The organism is Rudaea sp. (assembly GCF_047601565.1).
GTDB lineage: Bacteria > Pseudomonadota > Gammaproteobacteria > Xanthomonadales > Rhodanobacteraceae > Rudaea.
On the sequence record NZ_JASGIY010000001.1, the window covers coordinates 1,173,363 to 1,190,538 of the forward strand.

At 69.8% G+C, this 17,176-nt stretch carries 13 protein-coding genes; 4 read left to right on the forward strand and 9 right to left on the reverse strand.

The features are described 5' to 3' along the window. The first annotated feature begins 17 nt into the window (after nucleotides 1-17). Nucleotides 18-800, forward strand: coding sequence for a rhomboid family intramembrane serine protease (locus tag QM741_RS05035; protein ID WP_415206638.1), 783 nt, complete (start codon nucleotides 18-20; stop codon nucleotides 798-800). Between the two features lie 45 nt (nucleotides 801-845). Here QM741_RS05035 and ald read toward each other — a convergent pair whose 3' ends face one another. Further along, nucleotides 846-1,964, reverse strand: a complete 1,119-nt coding sequence (gene ald / locus QM741_RS05040) for an alanine dehydrogenase (protein WP_415206639.1) — start codon at nucleotides 1,962-1,964, stop codon at nucleotides 846-848. A gap of 161 nt (nucleotides 1,965-2,125) precedes the next feature. On the opposite strand from ald, the gene QM741_RS05045 reads away from it, so the two are divergent. Beyond that, entirely contained in the window at nucleotides 2,126-2,593 is a 468-nt protein-coding gene (locus QM741_RS05045) for an Lrp/AsnC family transcriptional regulator (protein ID WP_415206640.1), read from the forward strand. A 9-nt stretch (nucleotides 2,594-2,602) separates the two neighbouring features. On the opposite strand, the gene recD is transcribed toward QM741_RS05045, so the two are convergent. The 3 genes from recD to recC are packed head-to-tail and all read right to left on the reverse strand — an operon-like array spanning nucleotide 2,603 to nucleotide 11,147. Next, the gene (gene recD, locus QM741_RS05050) at nucleotides 2,603-4,528 is read right to left on the reverse strand and encodes an exodeoxyribonuclease V subunit alpha (protein WP_415206641.1); all 1,926 of its coding nucleotides are present in this window, start codon (nucleotides 4,526-4,528) and stop codon (nucleotides 2,603-2,605) included. After that, the gene (locus tag QM741_RS05055; protein ID WP_415206642.1) at nucleotides 4,525-7,848 is read right to left on the reverse strand and encodes a UvrD-helicase domain-containing protein; all 3,324 of its coding nucleotides are present in this window, start codon (nucleotides 7,846-7,848) and stop codon (nucleotides 4,525-4,527) included. The genes recD and QM741_RS05055 overlap by 4 nt, the downstream gene beginning before the upstream one ends. Further along, nucleotides 7,845-11,147 (reverse strand): exodeoxyribonuclease V subunit gamma, encoded by a 3,303-nt coding sequence (gene recC / locus QM741_RS05060; RefSeq protein ID WP_415206643.1) that lies wholly within the window; start codon nucleotides 11,145-11,147, stop codon nucleotides 7,845-7,847. The genes QM741_RS05055 and recC overlap by 4 nt, the downstream gene beginning before the upstream one ends. A gap of 118 nt (nucleotides 11,148-11,265) precedes the next feature. Between recC and phhA the strand changes: the two genes are divergently transcribed. Both phhA and rraA read left to right on the forward strand, forming a co-directional pair. After that, nucleotides 11,266-12,156 (forward strand): phenylalanine 4-monooxygenase, encoded by an 891-nt coding sequence (phhA, locus tag QM741_RS05065; RefSeq protein WP_415206644.1) that lies wholly within the window; start codon nucleotides 11,266-11,268, stop codon nucleotides 12,154-12,156. Beyond that, complete coding sequence (gene rraA / locus QM741_RS05070) at nucleotides 12,156-12,647, forward strand: ribonuclease E activity regulator RraA (RefSeq protein ID WP_415206645.1); 492 nt, start codon at nucleotides 12,156-12,158, stop codon at nucleotides 12,645-12,647. The genes phhA and rraA overlap by 1 nt, the downstream gene beginning before the upstream one ends. Before the next feature lie 70 nt (nucleotides 12,648-12,717). Here rraA and QM741_RS05075 read toward each other — a convergent pair whose 3' ends face one another. From QM741_RS05075 to QM741_RS05095, 5 genes are all read right to left on the reverse strand, one after another. Next, entirely contained in the window at nucleotides 12,718-13,623 is a 906-nt protein-coding gene (locus QM741_RS05075; protein WP_415206646.1) for an OmpA family protein, read from the reverse strand. A gap of 18 nt (nucleotides 13,624-13,641) precedes the next feature. Further along, nucleotides 13,642-14,163: a hypothetical protein gene (locus QM741_RS05080; protein WP_415206647.1), complete on the reverse strand. Its 522-nt coding sequence runs from the start codon at nucleotides 14,161-14,163 to the stop codon at nucleotides 13,642-13,644. A 146-nt stretch (nucleotides 14,164-14,309) separates the two neighbouring features. Beyond that, on the reverse strand, nucleotides 14,310-16,076 hold the full coding sequence (locus QM741_RS05085) for a DUF885 domain-containing protein (RefSeq protein WP_415206648.1): 1,767 nt from the start codon (nucleotides 16,074-16,076) through the stop codon (nucleotides 14,310-14,312). 18 nt (nucleotides 16,077-16,094) lie between these two features. Further along, the gene (locus QM741_RS05090) at nucleotides 16,095-16,454 is read right to left on the reverse strand and encodes a TfoX/Sxy family protein (RefSeq protein WP_415206649.1); all 360 of its coding nucleotides are present in this window, start codon (nucleotides 16,452-16,454) and stop codon (nucleotides 16,095-16,097) included. A gap of 2 nt (nucleotides 16,455-16,456) precedes the next feature. Beyond that, nucleotides 16,457-17,155: a helix-turn-helix transcriptional regulator gene (locus tag QM741_RS05095; RefSeq protein WP_415206650.1), complete on the reverse strand. Its 699-nt coding sequence runs from the start codon at nucleotides 17,153-17,155 to the stop codon at nucleotides 16,457-16,459. Nucleotides 17,156-17,176 lie beyond the last annotated feature (21 nt).

A 17,176-nucleotide genomic window follows, 5' to 3' on the forward strand; every position in this document is an offset into this window, starting at 1 on the left:
GTCCCCATGATTCGAGCATGGACATCGCTCCCGTCACCACCGAAGCCAGCGCCGCGACCGTGCGCAACGACCGCGCGCGCGTGCGCTACGCCGTGCTCGGCGCGCTCGCGCTCGTCGCCGGCATCTGGGCCGTATGGCTCGCCGCGTTCGCGCTCGGCTGGGACATGGACGCGCTCGGCATCCGCCCGCGCGATCCGCATGCGCTGATCGGCATCCTTACCGCGCCGTTCGTGCACGCCTCGTTCGAGCACCTGATGTCGAACACGCTGCCGCTGGGGCTGCTTTCCGCGTTCCTGCTCTACGCCTACCCGCGCGCGGCGCGCTACGCGCTGCCGCTGATCTGGATCGCCTCGGGGCTCGGCGTGTGGTTGTGGGCACGGCCGTCGCTGCACGTCGGCATCAGCGGCGTGGTGCACGGGCTGATGTTCTTCCTGTTCCTCATCGGCCTGTTCCGCCGCGACCGTCTCGGCGTCTCGATCGCGCTGGCCGTGTTCTTCCTCTACGGCGGCATGGCGATGACCGTGCTGCCGCGCGAGGAGAACGTCTCGTTCGAATACCACCTGGCCGGAGCGGTCGCCGGCGTGATCGCCGCGATCGCGTTCTACCGGCTCGACCCGCTGCCGCCGCGCAAGCGCTACAGCTGGGACGACGACGACGAAAGCCTCGCGCCGTTCGACGACGAACTGGAACCGCCCGCGCCGCGCGACGTGCCCGTGCTCTGGCGCGGTCCGCGCCCGCGCCCGACCGGCGGCGACAACGTGGTCGCGTTTCCGCAGGCGCGTCCGTCGCCGCACGAGTGAAGCCGGCGGCTGGCGCGCACGGCGCGCGGCAGCCGCCGATGAGCCTCACATGCCGATCGCGGTCTCCGCCTTCACGTACGGCAAGCCGTGCGCCTGCGCGACCGGTTCGCAGGTCACCTGGCCCTCGAACACGTTGAGGCCGTTGCGCAGGTGCACGTCCTGCGCCAGCGCTTTCTTCCAGCCGTTGTTGGCCAGCGACAGCGCGAACGGCAGGGTGACGTTGTTGAGCGCGAACGTCGAGGTGCGCGCGACCGCGCCCGGCATGTTCGCCACGCAGTAGTGCACGACGCCGTCGACGACGTAGGTCGGATCGGCGTGCGTCGTCGCGTGCGAGGTTTCCACGCAGCCGCCCTGGTCGATGGCGACGTCGACGATGACCGAGCCCGGCTTCATCGTGCGCACCATGTCGCGCGTCACCAGCTTCGGCGCGGCGGCGCCGGGAACGAGCACGGTGCCGATCAGCAGGTCGGCGCGGCGCACGAGTTCCTCGATCGCCGAGCGCGTGGAGAACACGGTCGAGATCGAAGTGCCGAACTGGCTGGCAATGCGCTTGAGCGCGTCGGCGGAACGGTCGACCACGGTGACCTTGGCGCCCATGCCGACCGCGATCGTCGCCGCATGCGTGCCCGACACGCCGCCGCCGAGGATGACGACTTCGGCCGCCGCCACGCCGGGCACGCCGCCGAGCAGCACGCCGCGGCCGCCCTGCGCCTTCTCGAGCGAATGCGCGCCGACCTGCGGCGCGAGGCGGCCCGCGACTTCCGACATCGGCGTCAGCAGCGGCAGCGAGCCGTTCGCCGCGGTCACGGTTTCGTAGGCGATGCAGATCGCGCCCGAGGCGATCAGGTCGCGCGTCTGCGCTTCGTCGGGCGCGAGATGCAGGTAGGTGAAGAGAATCTGACCGCGGCGCAGCTTCTTGCGCTCCTCGGCGAGCGGCTCCTTCACCTTGACGATCATTTCGGCGTCGGCGAAGACCTTGTCGGCGCCGTCGACGATAGTCGCACCCGCGGCGACGTAATCGGCATCGGACAGGCCCGCGCCGACGCCGGCACCGGCCTGCACCAGTACCTGATGGCCGTGGTGCACGAGCTCCTGCACGGACGAGGGCACGAGGCCGACGCGGTATTCGTGATTCTTGATTTCCTTGGGTACACCGATACGCATTGCCTGAACCCTCCCATGAGTCCGCCGCCGGTGATTTCCGGCGTGCCGTGGCACGCAGTATGATCGAAGCATTGCGCACGTTTTCGCCAAATTCATTGGCACTTGGCATTTAATGTCGCATTATTGGCCGTGATTAGAATATTTATTGGAATGAAATTCCAATGATCGTTCCGCCGCTCGACGAACGCGACCGCGCCATCCTGCGCCTGCTGCAGCAGGACGGGCGCCTGAGCAACCTCGAACTGGCCCAACAGATCAATCTCTCGCCCTCGGCCTGCCTGCGCCGGGTCAAGCTGCTCGAGGAACGCGGCCTCATCGCGCGCTACGTCATGCTGCTCGACGAAAAGGCCGCGGGCCTGCCCGGCACCGCCTTCGTGCTCGTCACGCTCGATCAGCAGGGACGCGCCGCGCTCGACGCGTTCGAGGCCGCGATCCACGAACATCCCGAAGTCTCCGAGTGCTGTCTGCTCGCCGGCACGGCCGACTACATGGTGCGCGTCGTCTACGCCGACTCGGCCGACTTCGAGCGCATCCATACCGAAATCCTGACCCAGCTGCCCGGCGTCGTGCGCGTGCAGTCGACGCTGGCCCTGCGCACGGTGAAGAGGACGACGGCGCTGCCGGTATGACGAACCGAATCAGCGCGCGGCGATCGCGTCGGCCAGTCCCGACCAGCGCTGCGTGCTGCGCGCGAGCGCCCGTGCGAGCACTTCTCCGCTGGTCCACAATTCCACTTTTTTGCGCGCACGCGTGACCGCGGTATAGACGAGTTCGCGCGTGAGCACGCGCGCGTCGCGGTCGGGCAGAACGACGACGACTTCGTCGAACTCGGAGCCCTGCGCCTTGTGCACGGTCAGCGCCCAGGCCGCCTCGACCGCGCCGAGCACGAGCGGCGGCAGCGCGCGCAGTCCGCCGTCGGCGTTGCGGAACCAGACCTCGAGCGCGCCGCCGGCACCGCTGCGCAGCGCGATGCCGATATCGCCGTTGAACAGGCCGAGACGATAGTCGTTGCCGCCGACGATGACGAGGCGGCCCGCGTACCAGCCGTGCGCGTCGGCGCCGGCGCCGCGGCGGCGCAACTCGTGCTCGATCGCGGCATTGATCGCAACGCTGCCGAACGGACCTTCGCGCAGCGCGCAGAGCACGCGGAAACGGTCGGCGACGGCGAAGGCCGCGGCCGCGTCCTGCGCCTGCGCCAACTCCGCGTAGCGCGGCGCGAAGTCGCGCACGATGCGCTGCGGCAACGCCGCGGACGGGACGGACACGGCGCGCGCCTCTGCGGCGGATTCGCCGAGCACCGCTTGCGCCATGGTCGCATCGCCCGCGCGCAGCGCCTGCGCAAGGCGGCCGATTGCGCTCCGCGCGCCGAAGCGATGGTTGCCGCGCAGTTCGACATAAGCATCGGCGAGTACGGGCACGCCGTCTTCGTAGGGGCGCGATTCATCGCGCCCGGCGCTTTCCGCGGACGCAACAGCGGGCGCGATGAATCGCGCCCCTACGTCGACTTTGTCCAGAAGTATATTTTGCAGCCATTGCGCCAGCGCGGGCGAATAGCCGCCGGCGGCGGCCGCCGCATGGCTGAGCGCGCCGAACACGCGGCCGGCCTCGACCGAGGCGAGCTGGTCGCGGTCGCCGAGCAGGATCAACCGCGCCGGCGGCGCCAGCGCTTCGCACAGGCGCGCGGCGAGCGCGAGGTCGAGCATCGAGGCCTCGTCGATCACGACGAGGTCGAACGGCAGCGGATTGGCGCGGTCGAAGCGCGCGCGGCCGTCGCGCGGCGACAAGCCGAGCAGGCGGTGGACGGTGACCGCCGCGCGCGGAATCGCGTCGTCGGCGTCCTCGCCGCTGCGCGTGCGCAGGGTTTCGCCGAGCCGCGCCGCGGCCTTGCCGGTCGGCGCGGCGAGCGCGATGCGCGGCGCCGGCAGCCCGCCGCTTCGTGCCCATTCGACGACGAGCGCGAGCAGGCGCAGCACGGTCGTGGTCTTGCCGCTGCCGGGGCCGCCGCTGACGATGGCGAGGCGCGAGCGCAGCGCGAGCAGCACGGCGCGGCGCTGGTCGGGGTCCGCGCGGCGCCCGTCGCGTTCGTCGCCGGCGAACTGCCGCGCCAGCGCCTCGCGCAGCGCGACGGGATCGGTGCGGGCCAGCGCGTCGGCCAGACTCGAATCCGCCAGCCGCGAGGCGAGAGACTGCGCGACGGTATTCTCGTAAACGAAATAGCGGCGCAGGTAGATGCGCTCGTGCGCATCGAACACGAGCGCGGCGGGCGTGGCGGCATCGCGCGCGACCCAGGGCGACGCGAGCAACGCGGCGCGCACGGTTTGCGGGGATGGCAATTCCTCCGCCACGCGCGCATCGGCAGCCTCGGCCAGTTCGGCGACGAAGCCGGGCAGCGCCGCCAGCGGCAGGCAGCCGTGACCGTGCGCGAGCGCCGCGCTCGCGAGCGCGGCGGCGAGGCCGACGGCATCGCCGTGCCGCGCGGATTTTTGCGCGAGCAGGCGCCCGAGCGCGGCGTCGGTCGTACGCAGGATGCCAGAAGCTTCGAGCCGGTCGATCTGTGCCGTCATGCCGCTGCTCCGCGCGCGGGTCCAAGCATCGCGTCGAGCGCCTCGATCAGCGCGGCCGGCGGCTTGTCGGCGTGCACGCCGTCGACACCGCGCGCATCGAGGCCGCGCACGAACAGATACAGCGCACCGCCGACGTCGCGCGCGTAGTCGTAGCGCGGATCGCGCGACTTGAGCCAGCGATGCAGCGCGGTCAGGTAGATCAGGTACTGCAGGTCGTATTCGCCGACGCGCACGGCCGCGGCGAGCGCCGCGGGCGCGTAGGGGTTCGTTTCGTCGGGTGCGCCCGGCGCCGGCGCGCCGAGGAAATTCGTCTTGTAGTCGATCACCCACCAGCGCCCTTCGTGCAGCACGACCAGATCGAGCACGCCGGTCATCAGGCCTTCGATGCGCGCAAGATCGAAGCGCCTGCGCTCGCGCACGTAGCCGTGGGCGTGCAGCAGCGCGAGCCAGCGCGCCGTGTCGACCTGGCCCAGGGAAAAATGGAACGGCATTTCGGCGCGATACGAGGCGGGCGCGAGATCGGCGAGGCGGGCGCCGCGACCGGCGTCGATCGGCAACGGCGCGTTGAGCGTGCGCGCGACGAGATCGGCGAGCACGGCGTTCGCGACCGGCGCCTCGGCGGCGAGCGCGTGGCGGCGCACGATGCGTTCGACCAGCGCGTCCTGGCCCGGCGGTGCGCCGCGGCCGCGCCAGTCGCGCCATGCGCCAAAGTCGGCGACTTCGATCAGTTCGTGGAAGGCCGTGCCGAAGCGCGCGCCGCGCAGCGCGGACGACGGAGTCGCCGGCGCGGCACCGGCCGCGACGACGGCGGCCGACGGCGCAGCCTCGTCGTCGCGATCGGCGCGCACCTCGTCACGCGCGCCGGAAGCGAGCTGCGAATAGCTGACGATGCGCCAATCGTCGCGCACGGCGTGGGGCATCGTGCGCGCAGCGCCGCGCCTGTCGGCGGCATCCGCCGCGGCATGACGCGTCGTCGCCTGCGCCGGCAGCGGTGCGACGCCGATCGCGCCACCACCCACCGCGCGCAGCACGCTCAGGCACTGCGCAAGCCACACGGAGACCGCATCGCCATCGTCGCCGGTTTTCTTCGCGGCCTTCGCTGCATCGAGGCCGAACAGATGCAGCAGCGCCGACGGCTCGCCGCTGCCGACCGGATCGGCGGCGACGAAAGCCGCGCAGCAGGCGCGCGTCAGCGCGACATAGAGGATGCGAAGGCGCTCGGCGAGATCCTCGCGCATGGCCGCAGCGCGCGCCGCGGTCGCCTCGGACGTCTCGTTCGCGGCCTTGTCGAACGCGATCCAGGTGGCCGCGGCGCCGTCGTCCTCGCGATAGCGGTATTCGCGCGGATAGTGGTTGCTCGCGCTGCGGCTGAGGCCGGCGAACGGCAGGAACACGACCGGGAACTGCAGGCCCTTGCTTTTGTGGAAAGTATAGATTTTCACCCGGCCCGCATCGGACTCGAGGCGCAGTTGTTCATCCTCGTTGTCGTGGTCGGCATGCGCGATGCGCGATGCGAGCCAGTCGACCAGGCCGCGCAGGCCGACGCAGTCGCCCGCGGCGACCTGCGCCAGCTCCGCGAGCTGCAGCCAGTTGGTCATGCGCCGTTCGCCCTGCGGCGCGCGCAGCAGCGCGGCGGCGTGTTTTTCGAACACGAGCGCGAGCATCGCCGCGACCCCGCGCGCGGACCAGACGCGGCGCCACTCGGCGAAGATGTCGAGCTGCGCACTCCAACGCACCGGCTCGGCGGCGTAGCGCGCGAAATCTGCCGCGGTCGCAGCGAACAGTCGCAGCGTCAACACGCCGCGCAGGCGCGCTTCGTCGAAGTCGGCGAGCGCGTCGATCAGGGCGTGCAGCTCGATCGCTTCCTCGCTGGCGAATACGCTGCGGCGCGTGACGCTGGCGCTGGCAATTCCACGCGCGGACAGGGCTCTCTGGATTTCCAGCGCCTCGTCGTGTAGGGCGACCAGCACGGCGATGTCGGACGGCATCAGCGCCCGGTGCGATGCGCCGGGCTTCTCGCGCAAACACGTGCGCTCCGGCGCGAGCAAGTCGAAGATCGCCGAGGCGCAGGCCGCGGCGAGCTGCGGCGTCGCCTTCTCCTTGCTGCCGCGAGGCAACGTGCCGTCTTCGTCGCGCCAGAACGTCAGCGGCGTCGCCGGCACGCCGTCGATCAAGAGATCGTCGTCCGCCGCCTTGCCGCCCGGCAGCAGCGGCTGGTAGCCGATGCCGGGCTGCGCGAACGCGCGCTCGCCCGCGCCGGCGTACAGCGCGTTGAGCGCGTGCAGGTAGGCGGGCGCGGAACGGAAATTGCGCGCGAGCGTCTGCACTTCGGCGACGCGGACGCGGGCGCGCAGGTAGGTGTGAACGTCGCCGCCGCGAAAGCCGTAGATCGCCTGCTTCGGATCGCCGATCAGAACGAGATCGCCGCGCTGGCCGTAGATCGCATCGAAGATCGCGAACTGCTGCGCGTCGGTGTCCTGGAATTCGTCGATCAGCGCGACCGGGTGGCGCGCATGCAGGCGCGCGGCGAGCGCCGCGCCGCCGCCGCCCGCGAGCGCGTCGTGCAATTCGCGGATCACGTCGTCGTGCGAGTGGCGCGCGGCCGCGCGCTTGGCTTCGGCGACGCGCATGCGTACGCGTGCGAGCGCATCGTGCAGCAGCGCGGTCGCGCGGTCGCCCGCGTCCGCCGCGGGCAACAGGCGGCGCGCGCCGGGGACCAGCGCGGCGAGCGTCTTCACGAACGCCTCCGGCTTCTTGAACGCGGCCTGCAGCGCGAGGAAGTCGGCCGGGTCGGCGGCGGTCGCCGCGCGGCGCCAACAGTCGGCCGCCGCGGTCTCGATCAGGTCGCGGTCGTTCGCGACGAGGTCGCCCTGCAGCGCGCGCCCGGCGAGAACGCCGAATTCGGCCAGCGCGCGGCGGCAGAAACCGTGGATCGTCGAGATCGGCGCATGATCGATGTCGAGCGCGGCGAGACGCAGGCGGCGCGTCAGCGCATCGCGTGTTTCGCCCGCGAGCGCCGCATCGATGAGCCGCTTCGCCTGCCGCGTTTCGACGGCATCGCCTGCTTCCTCCATCAGCGGCGCGCCGGCATCGAGCAGCGCCGCGCAGGCCGCGAGCCGCGCGCGCAGGCGGCTCTTCAGTTCCTGCGTCGCCGCGTCGGTGAAGGTGACCGCGAGGATGTCGCCTGCCGCGCGGCGCCGCTCGACGACGAGGCGAAGGTACAGCCCGGCCAGGGTGAAGGTCTTGCCCGTGCCGGCGCTGGCCTCGATCAGCTGCAGGCCGCTCAGCGGCATCGTCAGGGCGAGGTCGGGCGCGCTCATTCCGTCTTTCCCGGTTTCGCGCGCGCTTTCGGTGCCTTCGTCTTCGCCTCGTCTGCGCCCGCGGCCGGCGGCTTCAGCGTTGCCAGCAACGGTGCGAACACGCGCTGCGCGCAGTCGGCGAAGTCGCGGCCTTCGCGCGTTGCCGGATCGAACGGAGAAATATCGCGCGCGGCGAGCGCGAATGCCGGATCGATGTCTTCGCCGCGATGGCGCTCGTCGCTCGTGAAGGCGGCTTGCGCCACCTTGAACGCGGCCAGCGTCCATGCGGTGTCGTCATCGTCGCCGCGGCCGCGCTTCGCGCGGCGCTGCGCGTAGGCGTACGAGGATTTCGGGAAGAACGGCAGCGGCGCGTCCCGGCCCCGCGCGTGCAGCAGCGCGAGATCGCGAAGCCAGGCCTGCGCCTGCACGTGCGCGACGCCGCGGGCCTCGCGCACGAGCGGCGTACCGTCCTTCCATTCGAGCACGAAGAGCCGGGCGTCGTCGCGCCGTGTCGCGAGCAGGAGGAAATCGAGCCAGGCCTGCAGCAGGCGATGACCGCCCGCCTCGCCGGGCAGCGCGCGCACGAGTAGGCCGTCGCGATGCGCGGGCAGCAGGCCGTCGAGCGCGAGTTCGCCGAAGTCGAGTTCGAACGGCGCGGGCGGCACGACCGCACGCATGCCGGCGATCTCCTCGCGTTTCGCCGCAAGCGCGGACAGCGGCGCCCGCAGAGCGGAGAACGCGCGTTCTCCGGCCGCGCCCGCAGGCAGCGCCGCGCTGGCGCGCAGCCACTCGAATTGCGCCGCGGGATCGGAATTTTCCTGCGCATCGAACAGGGCATCGAACGCGCGGTATTCGCCGAGGCGGGAAAGGACGAGATCGTCCGCGTCGGCGTGCGCCTGCGGCGCGCGCGCCAGCTCGATGCCGAGCGCGTGCCGGAAATACGCCGCGGCCGGATTGCGCCAGAAGCGCTGCCATTCGCGCCAGTCGAGGCGCAGCGGCCCGGCGTCCGCCACAGGCGTCGGCGCGTCCATGAAGCGCGGCGGTGCAACGTGTGCCGCCGCGCTTGTGCCAAGCCATGCGTCGTCGTAGGTGAACAGCCGCGCATCGTTGCCGTCGAACAGGCGCGGCGAGAACGGCTGCAGCGGATGGTCGACGACGAGGTTTTCTTCATCGACGCCGTACTGCGCGAGGATGCCGAGCAGCTCGGCGACGACCGCGGAGGGTTCCTCGCGCGATCCGTCGCGCGCGTTCTCTCCGACCCAGCTCAAGTGGAATGCGTCGCCCGCGGCCATCAACTGCTGCAGGAACAGGTAGCGGTCTTCGTCGCGGATCGACGGTTCGACGCGGCGCTCGCCGGCGCGGTCGAACGGCGAAGCCCGGTCGCGGCGCGGGAACGCGCTCTCGTTCATGCCGATCAGGCAGATCACGCGGAACGGAACCGCGCGCAGCGGCACCATGCCGCAGACGGTGATGCCGCCGCCGAAGAAGCGGAACGCGCGCTCGGGCTCGGCGAAGCGCGCGGCGAGTTCGTCGCGCAGGCAGCGCCAATCGATCGCGTCGATCACGCCGGCCGATGCGGTTTCGTCGGCGAAATCGGCGAGCGCGCCGCGCAGGCGTTCCAGCGCCTGTGCGGCATCACGATCGTCGCCGGCGTCGAACAACTGCGAGAAAGTATCGTTGTACAGTTCTTGCCATTGTTGCGGCGTATGCCCGTGGCGCTGCGCGCGCAACAGCGCCGCGAGCACATCGACGATGCGCAGCATCGCCCCGAGCACGTTCGCGTTCGTGCCTTCGACCGCAGGATCGGGCGCGATGCCTTCGATCAGGCCGGCCGCGCCGCTCGCGTAGCCGAGCAGCAGGCGTTCGAGGCCGAAGCGCCAGCTGAACTCGGCATAGTCGCCCGCGCCGGTCGCCGCGCGTTGGGCGGCGTCGAGGCCCCAGCGCACGCCGGCCTCGCGCAGCCAGCCGACGAGACGCGTCACCTCGTCCGCATCGAGGCCGAAGCGGCGCTGCAGCGCCGGCAGCGCGAGCCATTCGCCGATTTCGGCGAGTTCCAGGCGCGAGGTCGGCAACGCGACCAGGCGCAGGGCCACGCCGATCAGCGGATGCGTTTCGCGCACGGGGCAGTCGGACAGCGCGAACGGCAGGTAGCGCGCATCGTCGCGCGCGATGCCGCCGAACACCGATTCGATGTGCGGCGCGTAGGCGCCGATCTCGGGCGACATCACGGCGACGTCGCGCGGGGTCAGCGTCGGATCGTGCGCGAACAGGTCGAGCAGGCGGTCGTGCAGCGCCTGCACCTCGCGCAGGCGCGAGTGGCAGCGGTGGAACTGGATCGAGCCGTCGGCGCGGAGCCTGGCGTCGGCCGGCGGCAGACGGTCGAGCACGTCTCGCTGCACGCGCGCGAGCAGCGTGGCGTTGCGCGGTTCGCGCGAACGGTCGTCTTCCGCCTCGGGCTGCACGAGTTCGTACGAGAACAGGCGCTCGACCAGGTCGCGGCCGGCGCGGCCCCAGGCGGCGAGCGCGGGATTCTCGGCGTCGGCGAAGGCGTCGCTGTCGAACGCCTCGCCGTCGCGCAGTTGCTGACGCGCGCTGCGCACGTCGCCCCAGTATTCGCGGCACGGATTGGGCAGGTAGAAACCGACCTCGGCATGCCGCGCGACGGCGCCGTAGAAGCGCAGCAGGTCGGGCGAGATGTTGGCGCAGGCGAACGCGGACAGGCGCGGCGGAAGCCCCGGCGGCACGACCGGCCCGTCGCCGTACTTTCGCAACCACGCGGCGAGCAGCGCGGCGCGGTGCGGCTGCGTCGACGCACGCACGAGCCGGCGCCACAGCTCGGCGCGCCAGTCGCCGCGCTCGGCGCCGCGCTCCCACGCGGCGAGGCGATCGCTGCGGTAGGCGAGATCGCGCTCGTACGCATGCGCGAGCGCATCGGCGAAGCGCAGGCGGGTGCTCTGGTCGCCGTCGCCGAGCGCGGCGGCGAGCGCATCAAAGCCCGGCGCGCGCGCGAGCGGCGCCAGCAGCGCGAAGATGCGCCAGCGCAGGATTTCGCGTTCGTAGCCCGATGCCGGCGCAAGACCGGGATTCGCCGCGCGCAGCAGACGCCACGCGTATTCGGCAGGCGCGGCGAACTCGACGTTGGCGACGATGCCGAGTTTTTCCGCAAGCCGGATCTCGAGCCAGCGGCGCAGGCCGAACTGCGGCACGAGCACGACCTCCGGCGCGAGCGGCGCCGCCGCCGGATGCGGCATGCGCAAGCGCCCGGCGAGCGCGGCGAGCAGCGCGTCCGCATCGTTGCCGTGGACGAGATGGAACCCCATGGCGCGAGCATACGGATTGCGGTCGCAGCGCGCGAGACTTGCGCGCGCGGCCGCGCGTTTTCGTCTCGGCCGCGAGAGAAGTAGTAACATTGGAAACCAATTCGCCCAGAGCGCCGCCATGACCGCCCAGCCTCGCCGCGTCGAACATCTGCAGACCGACAAGGGCAACGTGCCCGTCTACACGACGGCCGTGGTCGAGCAGCCGTGGGCCGGCTACAGCAGCGACGACCACGCCACTTGGGCCGCGCTGTTCGAACGCCAGCGCGAGGTGCTCGTCAGCCGCGCCTGCCGCGAGTTCATCGACAACCAGCAGCGCTTCGGCATGACGCCGCACGCGATCCCGAAGTTCGACGAGTTGAACCGCGTGCTCAAAGCCGGCACGGGCTGGGAGTTGATCGGCGTCGAAGGTTTGCTGCCGGAGCTGACCTTCTTCGACCATCTCGCCAACCGGCGCTTCCCGGTGACGTGGTGGATCCGCCGTCCCGACCAGATCGACTACATCAGCGAACCCGACCTGTTCCACGACCTGTTCGGCCACGTGCCGCTGCTGCTGAATCCGATGTTCGCCGACTACATGCAGGCCTACGGCGCGGGCGGGGTGAAGGCGCACGGGCTCGGTGCCGAGGCGCTCGTCAACCTCACGCGCCTGTACTGGTACACGGTCGAGTTCGGCCTGATCCGGCAGGACGACGGCCTGCGCATCTACGGCTCCGGCATCGTCTCGTCCAAGGGCGAGTCGATCCACTGCCTCGAATCGGCGGCGCCGAACCGCATCGGCTTCGACCTGCATCGCATCATGCGCACGCGCTACCGCATCGACACGTACCAGAAGACGTATTTCGTCATCGACAGCTTCGAACAGCTCATGCGCGCGACCGAACCGGACTTCACGCCGTACTACGCCGAACTCGCCGCGCAACCGTCGATTCCGGCCGGCAGCGTGCTCGAAGGCGACAAGGTCTACCAGCACGGCACGGGCGAAGGCTGGCTTCAGGACGGGGACGTCTGATGGTTGCGGCGAATCCGGCCACGACCGATCTTTCCGATGCGCACCCCGAAGCGCAGGTCTGTGCGCCGCAGTTCCGCGACTACGGCGGCCGCACGGCGTTCCATGGTCCAATCGCGACGGTGAAGGTGTTCGAGGACAACGCGCTCGTGCGCGCGACGCTGGAAACGCCGGGCGCGGGCCGCGTGCTCGTCGTCGACGGCGGCGGCTCGCTGCGCTGCGCGCTGGTCGGCGGCCTGCTCGGCGAACTCGCGGTGAAGAACGGCTGGGCCGGCATCGTCGTCAACGGCTGCGTGCGCGACACGGCCGAACTCGCCGCGCAGGACGTCGGCGTCAAGGCGCTCGCCGCGCATCCGCGCAAGAGCGAGAAGGGCCTGCATTCCGGCGCGGCCGGGCGCATGGTGGAATTCGCCGGCGTGCGCTTCCGCCCGGGTGCGTGGCTGTACGCCGACGCGGACGGCATCGTCGTCGCCGACGCGGCGATCCATCGCTGAAAACCCGTTTTCCAAAAGACGACGGCGCGGGAACCATCCGCGCCGTCGTCCTGTTTCCGCCGTACCGTGCTTACTTCTTGATGAACTCGATGCGGCGGTTCTTCGCCCGGCCTTCCTCAGTCGCGTTGTCGGCGATCGGACGCTCGGCGCCGAAGCCCTCCGTGGTCAGGTTGGCCGCATCGACGCCCTTGCCGGCGAGGTAGTCGCGCACCGCATCGGCACGCTGTTTCGACAGCGGCAGGTTGATCTCGTCGTCGCCGCTCGAATCGGTGTGGCCGTCGATTTCGTACGGGCCGGTCAGGCACGACGCGATCGCATCGAGCAGTTTCTTGCCCGCTTCGTCGATCTCGGCCGAACCGCTGGCGAAATTGATCGTCGCTGCGATCGAGCCGCCGCATTTCACGTCTTCGGCCTTGGCCACGGTCGTCGCGAGCGGCGCGGCGATGACGATCCGATCGATCAGGTTGGTGTCGGCGCCGTACAACTCGCGCGCCGCCTCGAGGCGTGCATCGTGCGCGGCCTGGTCGGGCACGACACCGGCCACGACTACGCCGTCGGAACGGCAGGTCAGGGCGCTGCGGAAACCGTACTTGAGCCAGCCGAACAGACCTTCGGGTTTGGACAGGCAGGCCCATTGCGGCGCGCTCGCGTCGATCGTCAGACGGTCGACCACGTTGCCCGCGCCGTACGCAACGGTCGCCGCGGCGAGAAGGGAGTCGTGCGCCGCCTGGTCGGGCACGATGCCGGCGAGGGTGATCTTGTCGCCCCGCGAGACGAGGTCGAGCCTGCCGGCGGATTTGACCGGTGCGGTCGGCGCGGCCGCTGGCGGCGGCGCCACGGCGACGGTGCGACCGCAGCACGCGCCCGCGTCGGGCCCGCGCCCGACCCACCACAACAGCAGCAGCAAGACGATCAGTATGGCAGCGACGATCCACGTGGCCCGTGAATAGCGCGGCCAGTCGAGATAACCGGACATGTGCGCTCTCCTCGGGTTTCAGCGGTGATGGTTCGGATTGCCGGCTTTTTCGATCGCGGCAAGGTCGTCGTGCAGCTTGCGCAGGTCGCCCCACTTGTTGTCGAGGATCAATTGCGCCTGCTGCGCCCAGGTGGCCGGATTGGCGAGCTTGAAGTGGGGGCCGCCCGCGTCGAGGATCGCCTGCAACTGCGGTACGCTCATCGCTGCGACCTGCGCGAACGTGGTCACGCCGTGTCCGCGGAACAGTTCCTCGATCTTCGGGCCGATGCCGTCGATAATGGCGAGATCGTCCGCACCGCGCAGGTCGAATCCGGCGCGCCGCGCCGCATCGAGATCGACCAGCCTGGCGCCGGACGACGAAACCGGAGCCGACGACGGCGTCGCCGCCACGCGCACCGTCGAAGCCGCATGGCTGCCGGCGGAAGCGGTACCCTGCGCGGGAGGATGCTTGCCGAACAGTTTGGAGAACAGCCAGTTCAGCAGCCAGCCCACAAGCACGCCGAAAACGAACCACCACAGACAGCAGCCCAATCCACTCATGGCACGCCCCAGTTTCCCAGTTGATGTTCGGTGACCTGCGCGGAAGGCAGGAATGCGACGATGCTAGCAAATCGATCCGCAGGGAATTATGGAATTCTTCACGCGGAAAGCCTCGTTGTCCCACTCGACCCCGTACGGCCGGCGCGTTATTTCCCGGTCGACGTTTTTTCCTTCTTGCTCTGCGCGATGAACGCGTCGATTTGCTGTTCGAGCACCGGCAGCGGTACCGAGCCGGTCGCGAGCACGGCGTCGTGGAACGCACCGATGTCGAACTTGTCGCCCAGTTCCTTTTCCGCACGCGCGCGCAACTCGACGATCTTGATTTCGCCGAGCTTGTAGCTCAGCGCCTGGCCCGGCCAGGAAATGTAGCGCTCCACTTCGGTTTCGACCTCGTGCTGCGACAGCGCGGTGTGGCCGGCGAGGTAATCGATCGCCTGCTGCCGCGTCCAGCCCTTGTGGTGGATACCGGTGTCGATGACCAGGCGTGCGGCGCGCCACATCTCGTAGCTCTCGCGGCCGAAGTCGTCGTAGGGCGTGAGGTAGATGCCCATTTCCTTGCCGAGCTTTTCGCAATACAGCGCCCAGCCTTCGCCGTAGGCGGAGATGTAGCTGTGGCTACGGAAGTCCGGCTGCGCCTTCGCCTCGCGGGTGAGCGCGCCCTGCAGCGAGTGGCCCGGCGAGGATTCGTGCAGGGTCAGCGCGGTGAGGTTGTACAGCGGGCGCGAGGGCAGGTCGTAAGTGTTGAGCCAGTACGTCGACGCGCCGCCGCGGCCCGCGGTCCAGAACGGCGCAAGCGCAGCCGGCACGGGTTCGATGCCGAAGCGACCGCGCGGCAGCGTCTTGATGTAGTCGCCGATCTTCGCGTCGACGCGCTTGGCGATCCATGACGCGCGCATCAACAGCTCCTCCGGCGTCTTCGCGTAGAACTGCGGGTCGGTGCGCAGGAAGTGGAGGAAGGCCGGGAAATCGCCCTTGAAACCGGTCGCGCGCATCGTTGCCTGCATTTCGGCGTCGATGCGCGCGACTTCCTTCAGGCCGATCTCGTGGATCGCGTCCGGATCGAGGTCGAGCGTCGTATATTCCTTGATCTGCTGGCGATAGAACGCCTTGCCGTCGGGCAACGCCTCGGCCGCGAGCGTCGTGCGCGCATGCGGCACGTATTCCCCGCGGTAGAACTTGAGCAGCTTCGCGTAGGACGGCAGCACCTTGTCGCGGATCGCCCTAGCGCAATCGGCGCGCAGCGCGGCCTGTTCGTCGGCCGGAATGGACGAGGGCAACTTCGCGAACGGCTTGTAGAAGTCGCTGTCCTCGGGCGTCTTCACGTCGGTGAACGTGGTGATGGAGACGTCGCGGCCTTCGAGCACGACGCGCGGCACGGTGAATCCGCGCTTGATGCCGGCGCGCATGTTCGCGATCTGCTCGTCGAAGTAGCGCGGTACGTCGTCGAGGCGCGCGATGTATGCGTGGGCCGCGGCGGCGCTCTTCAGCGGCCTGTCGGCCATGAAGCGCATGTCGGTCCAGAACTGCGTGTCGCTGTTGAGCGGCATTTCGTAATCGCGGAAGCGGATGCTGGCCGCGAGGTCTTCGATCTGCGGTTTGTATACCGCGTAATTGATCCGGTTCTCCGGCGACAGCTCGGCAGGCCGGATCGCGGCGAGTTTCTTCAACACGTCGTCCCAGTACGCAAGACGCACCTGTTGCGCTTTTTCGTTGACGGCGGGCAGGCGCGTGTCCTTGTCGCTCGATGTGCGATCCTCGTCGTCGTAACCGGGAAACTGCTGCTGGCGCCAGCTCCATTCGGTCTTGTACAGGGTTTCGAATTGCTGGTCGGCAGAGTTCGTATCGGTACTCGCGGCATGGGCGCTCGCGACGAGCACTCCCGCGAACAGTAGTGAGACGAAAAATCGATTCATTGCAGGCTCCGGTTCGGACTATTTCTTCGTTTCTTTCCGCTTGCGCGGCGATCCCGGCACAGGCAGTGGCAGTGGCAGTGGCAACTGCGCCGTCGTGATCGCGACCAAACGGGCGAGCCATTCGCGCTCGTCCCATTTCTCCTCGGCGATAAGATACCAAGGTTTCGCCTGCGGGTAAGGCCGGGCCAGCTCCACTTCGCCGAGAAACCCGCGACCCGCCCCGGTCGGCTTGACGAACAGGCGATCGTCGCAGACGAGGGCGACGAGGCGGCCGTCGCAGTAGAGGCCGTATTCGCCGAACATCCTTCGCGCCGCGACACTGCCGGCGCCTTCGATCTGATCCAGGATGAAATCGACGGTGCGTTGCGAAGAGGACACGGTTACTCCTTCATGGCGGGATTGGCGCGCGCAGCGCTCAGATACGCTTCGAGCCCGCGCTCGGGAACCTCGGTGAAAACCTCGCCGGTGGCCTCGAACGCGGCGATGCGATCGGGACGGAAACTGCGGAAGTCGCGGCGCAGCCGGCACCAGGCGCCGAGCGTCCAGGCGCCGCCCCAGAACGCCAGGCACAGCGGCTCGACCTCGCGCGCACTGACGCGATTGGCCGCATCGGCATAGTCCAGGCGCAGCACGCGATGTTCGACCACCGCTTCGTGCAGCCGGTCGATCACGCTCGCGCGCTGCATCCGCTCGCGCCAGGTCGGCGCGAAGATGCGCGAACGTTCGCTGCGCTGCTTCAGCTCCGGCGGCAGCACCGCCTCGATCTTGAGCAGCGCGGCCTGCGCGCCGCGGGCGAGGCGCGCGCCGGCGAATGCGCGCACGAAGCGCGTGCCGACGACCAACGATTCGAGTTCGTCGGCGGTGAACATCAGCGGCGGGATGTCGGCGCCTTTGCGCAAGATGTAGCCGACGCCGGCCTCGCCCTCGATCGGCACGCCCGAGGTCTGCAGATCGACCACGTCGCGATAGACCGTGCGCAGCGAAACACCGAGCGTTTCCGCCAGACGCCGCGCGGGCAATGCGGTACGCCGGCCGCGCAGGGCATGGATGATGAGGAACAGGCGGTCGGCACGGCGCATCGCTGCATGATACGCCGCGCC

Coding starts and splice junctions, on each gene's coding strand:
- QM741_RS05035 (WP_415206638.1), top strand. CDS start 18: ATGGACATCGCTCCCGTCACCACCGAAGCCAGCGCCGCGACCGTGCGC.
- ald (WP_415206639.1), bottom strand. CDS start 1,964: ATGCGTATCGGTGTACCCAAGGAAATCAAGAATCACGAATACCGCGTC.
- QM741_RS05045 (WP_415206640.1), top strand. CDS start 2,126: ATGATCGTTCCGCCGCTCGACGAACGCGACCGCGCCATCCTGCGCCTG.
- recD (WP_415206641.1), bottom strand. CDS start 4,528: ATGACGGCACAGATCGACCGGCTCGAAGCTTCTGGCATCCTGCGTACG.
- QM741_RS05055 (WP_415206642.1), bottom strand. CDS start 7,848: ATGAGCGCGCCCGACCTCGCCCTGACGATGCCGCTGAGCGGCCTGCAG.
- recC (WP_415206643.1), bottom strand. CDS start 11,147: ATGGGGTTCCATCTCGTCCACGGCAACGATGCGGACGCGCTGCTCGCC.
- phhA (WP_415206644.1), top strand. CDS start 11,266: ATGACCGCCCAGCCTCGCCGCGTCGAACATCTGCAGACCGACAAGGGC.
- rraA (WP_415206645.1), top strand. CDS start 12,156: ATGGTTGCGGCGAATCCGGCCACGACCGATCTTTCCGATGCGCACCCC.
- QM741_RS05075 (WP_415206646.1), bottom strand. CDS start 13,623: ATGTCCGGTTATCTCGACTGGCCGCGCTATTCACGGGCCACGTGGATC.
- QM741_RS05080 (WP_415206647.1), bottom strand. CDS start 14,163: ATGAGTGGATTGGGCTGCTGTCTGTGGTGGTTCGTTTTCGGCGTGCTT.
- QM741_RS05085 (WP_415206648.1), bottom strand. CDS start 16,076: ATGAATCGATTTTTCGTCTCACTACTGTTCGCGGGAGTGCTCGTCGCG.
- QM741_RS05095 (WP_415206650.1), bottom strand. CDS start 17,155: ATGCGCCGTGCCGACCGCCTGTTCCTCATCATCCATGCCCTGCGCGGC.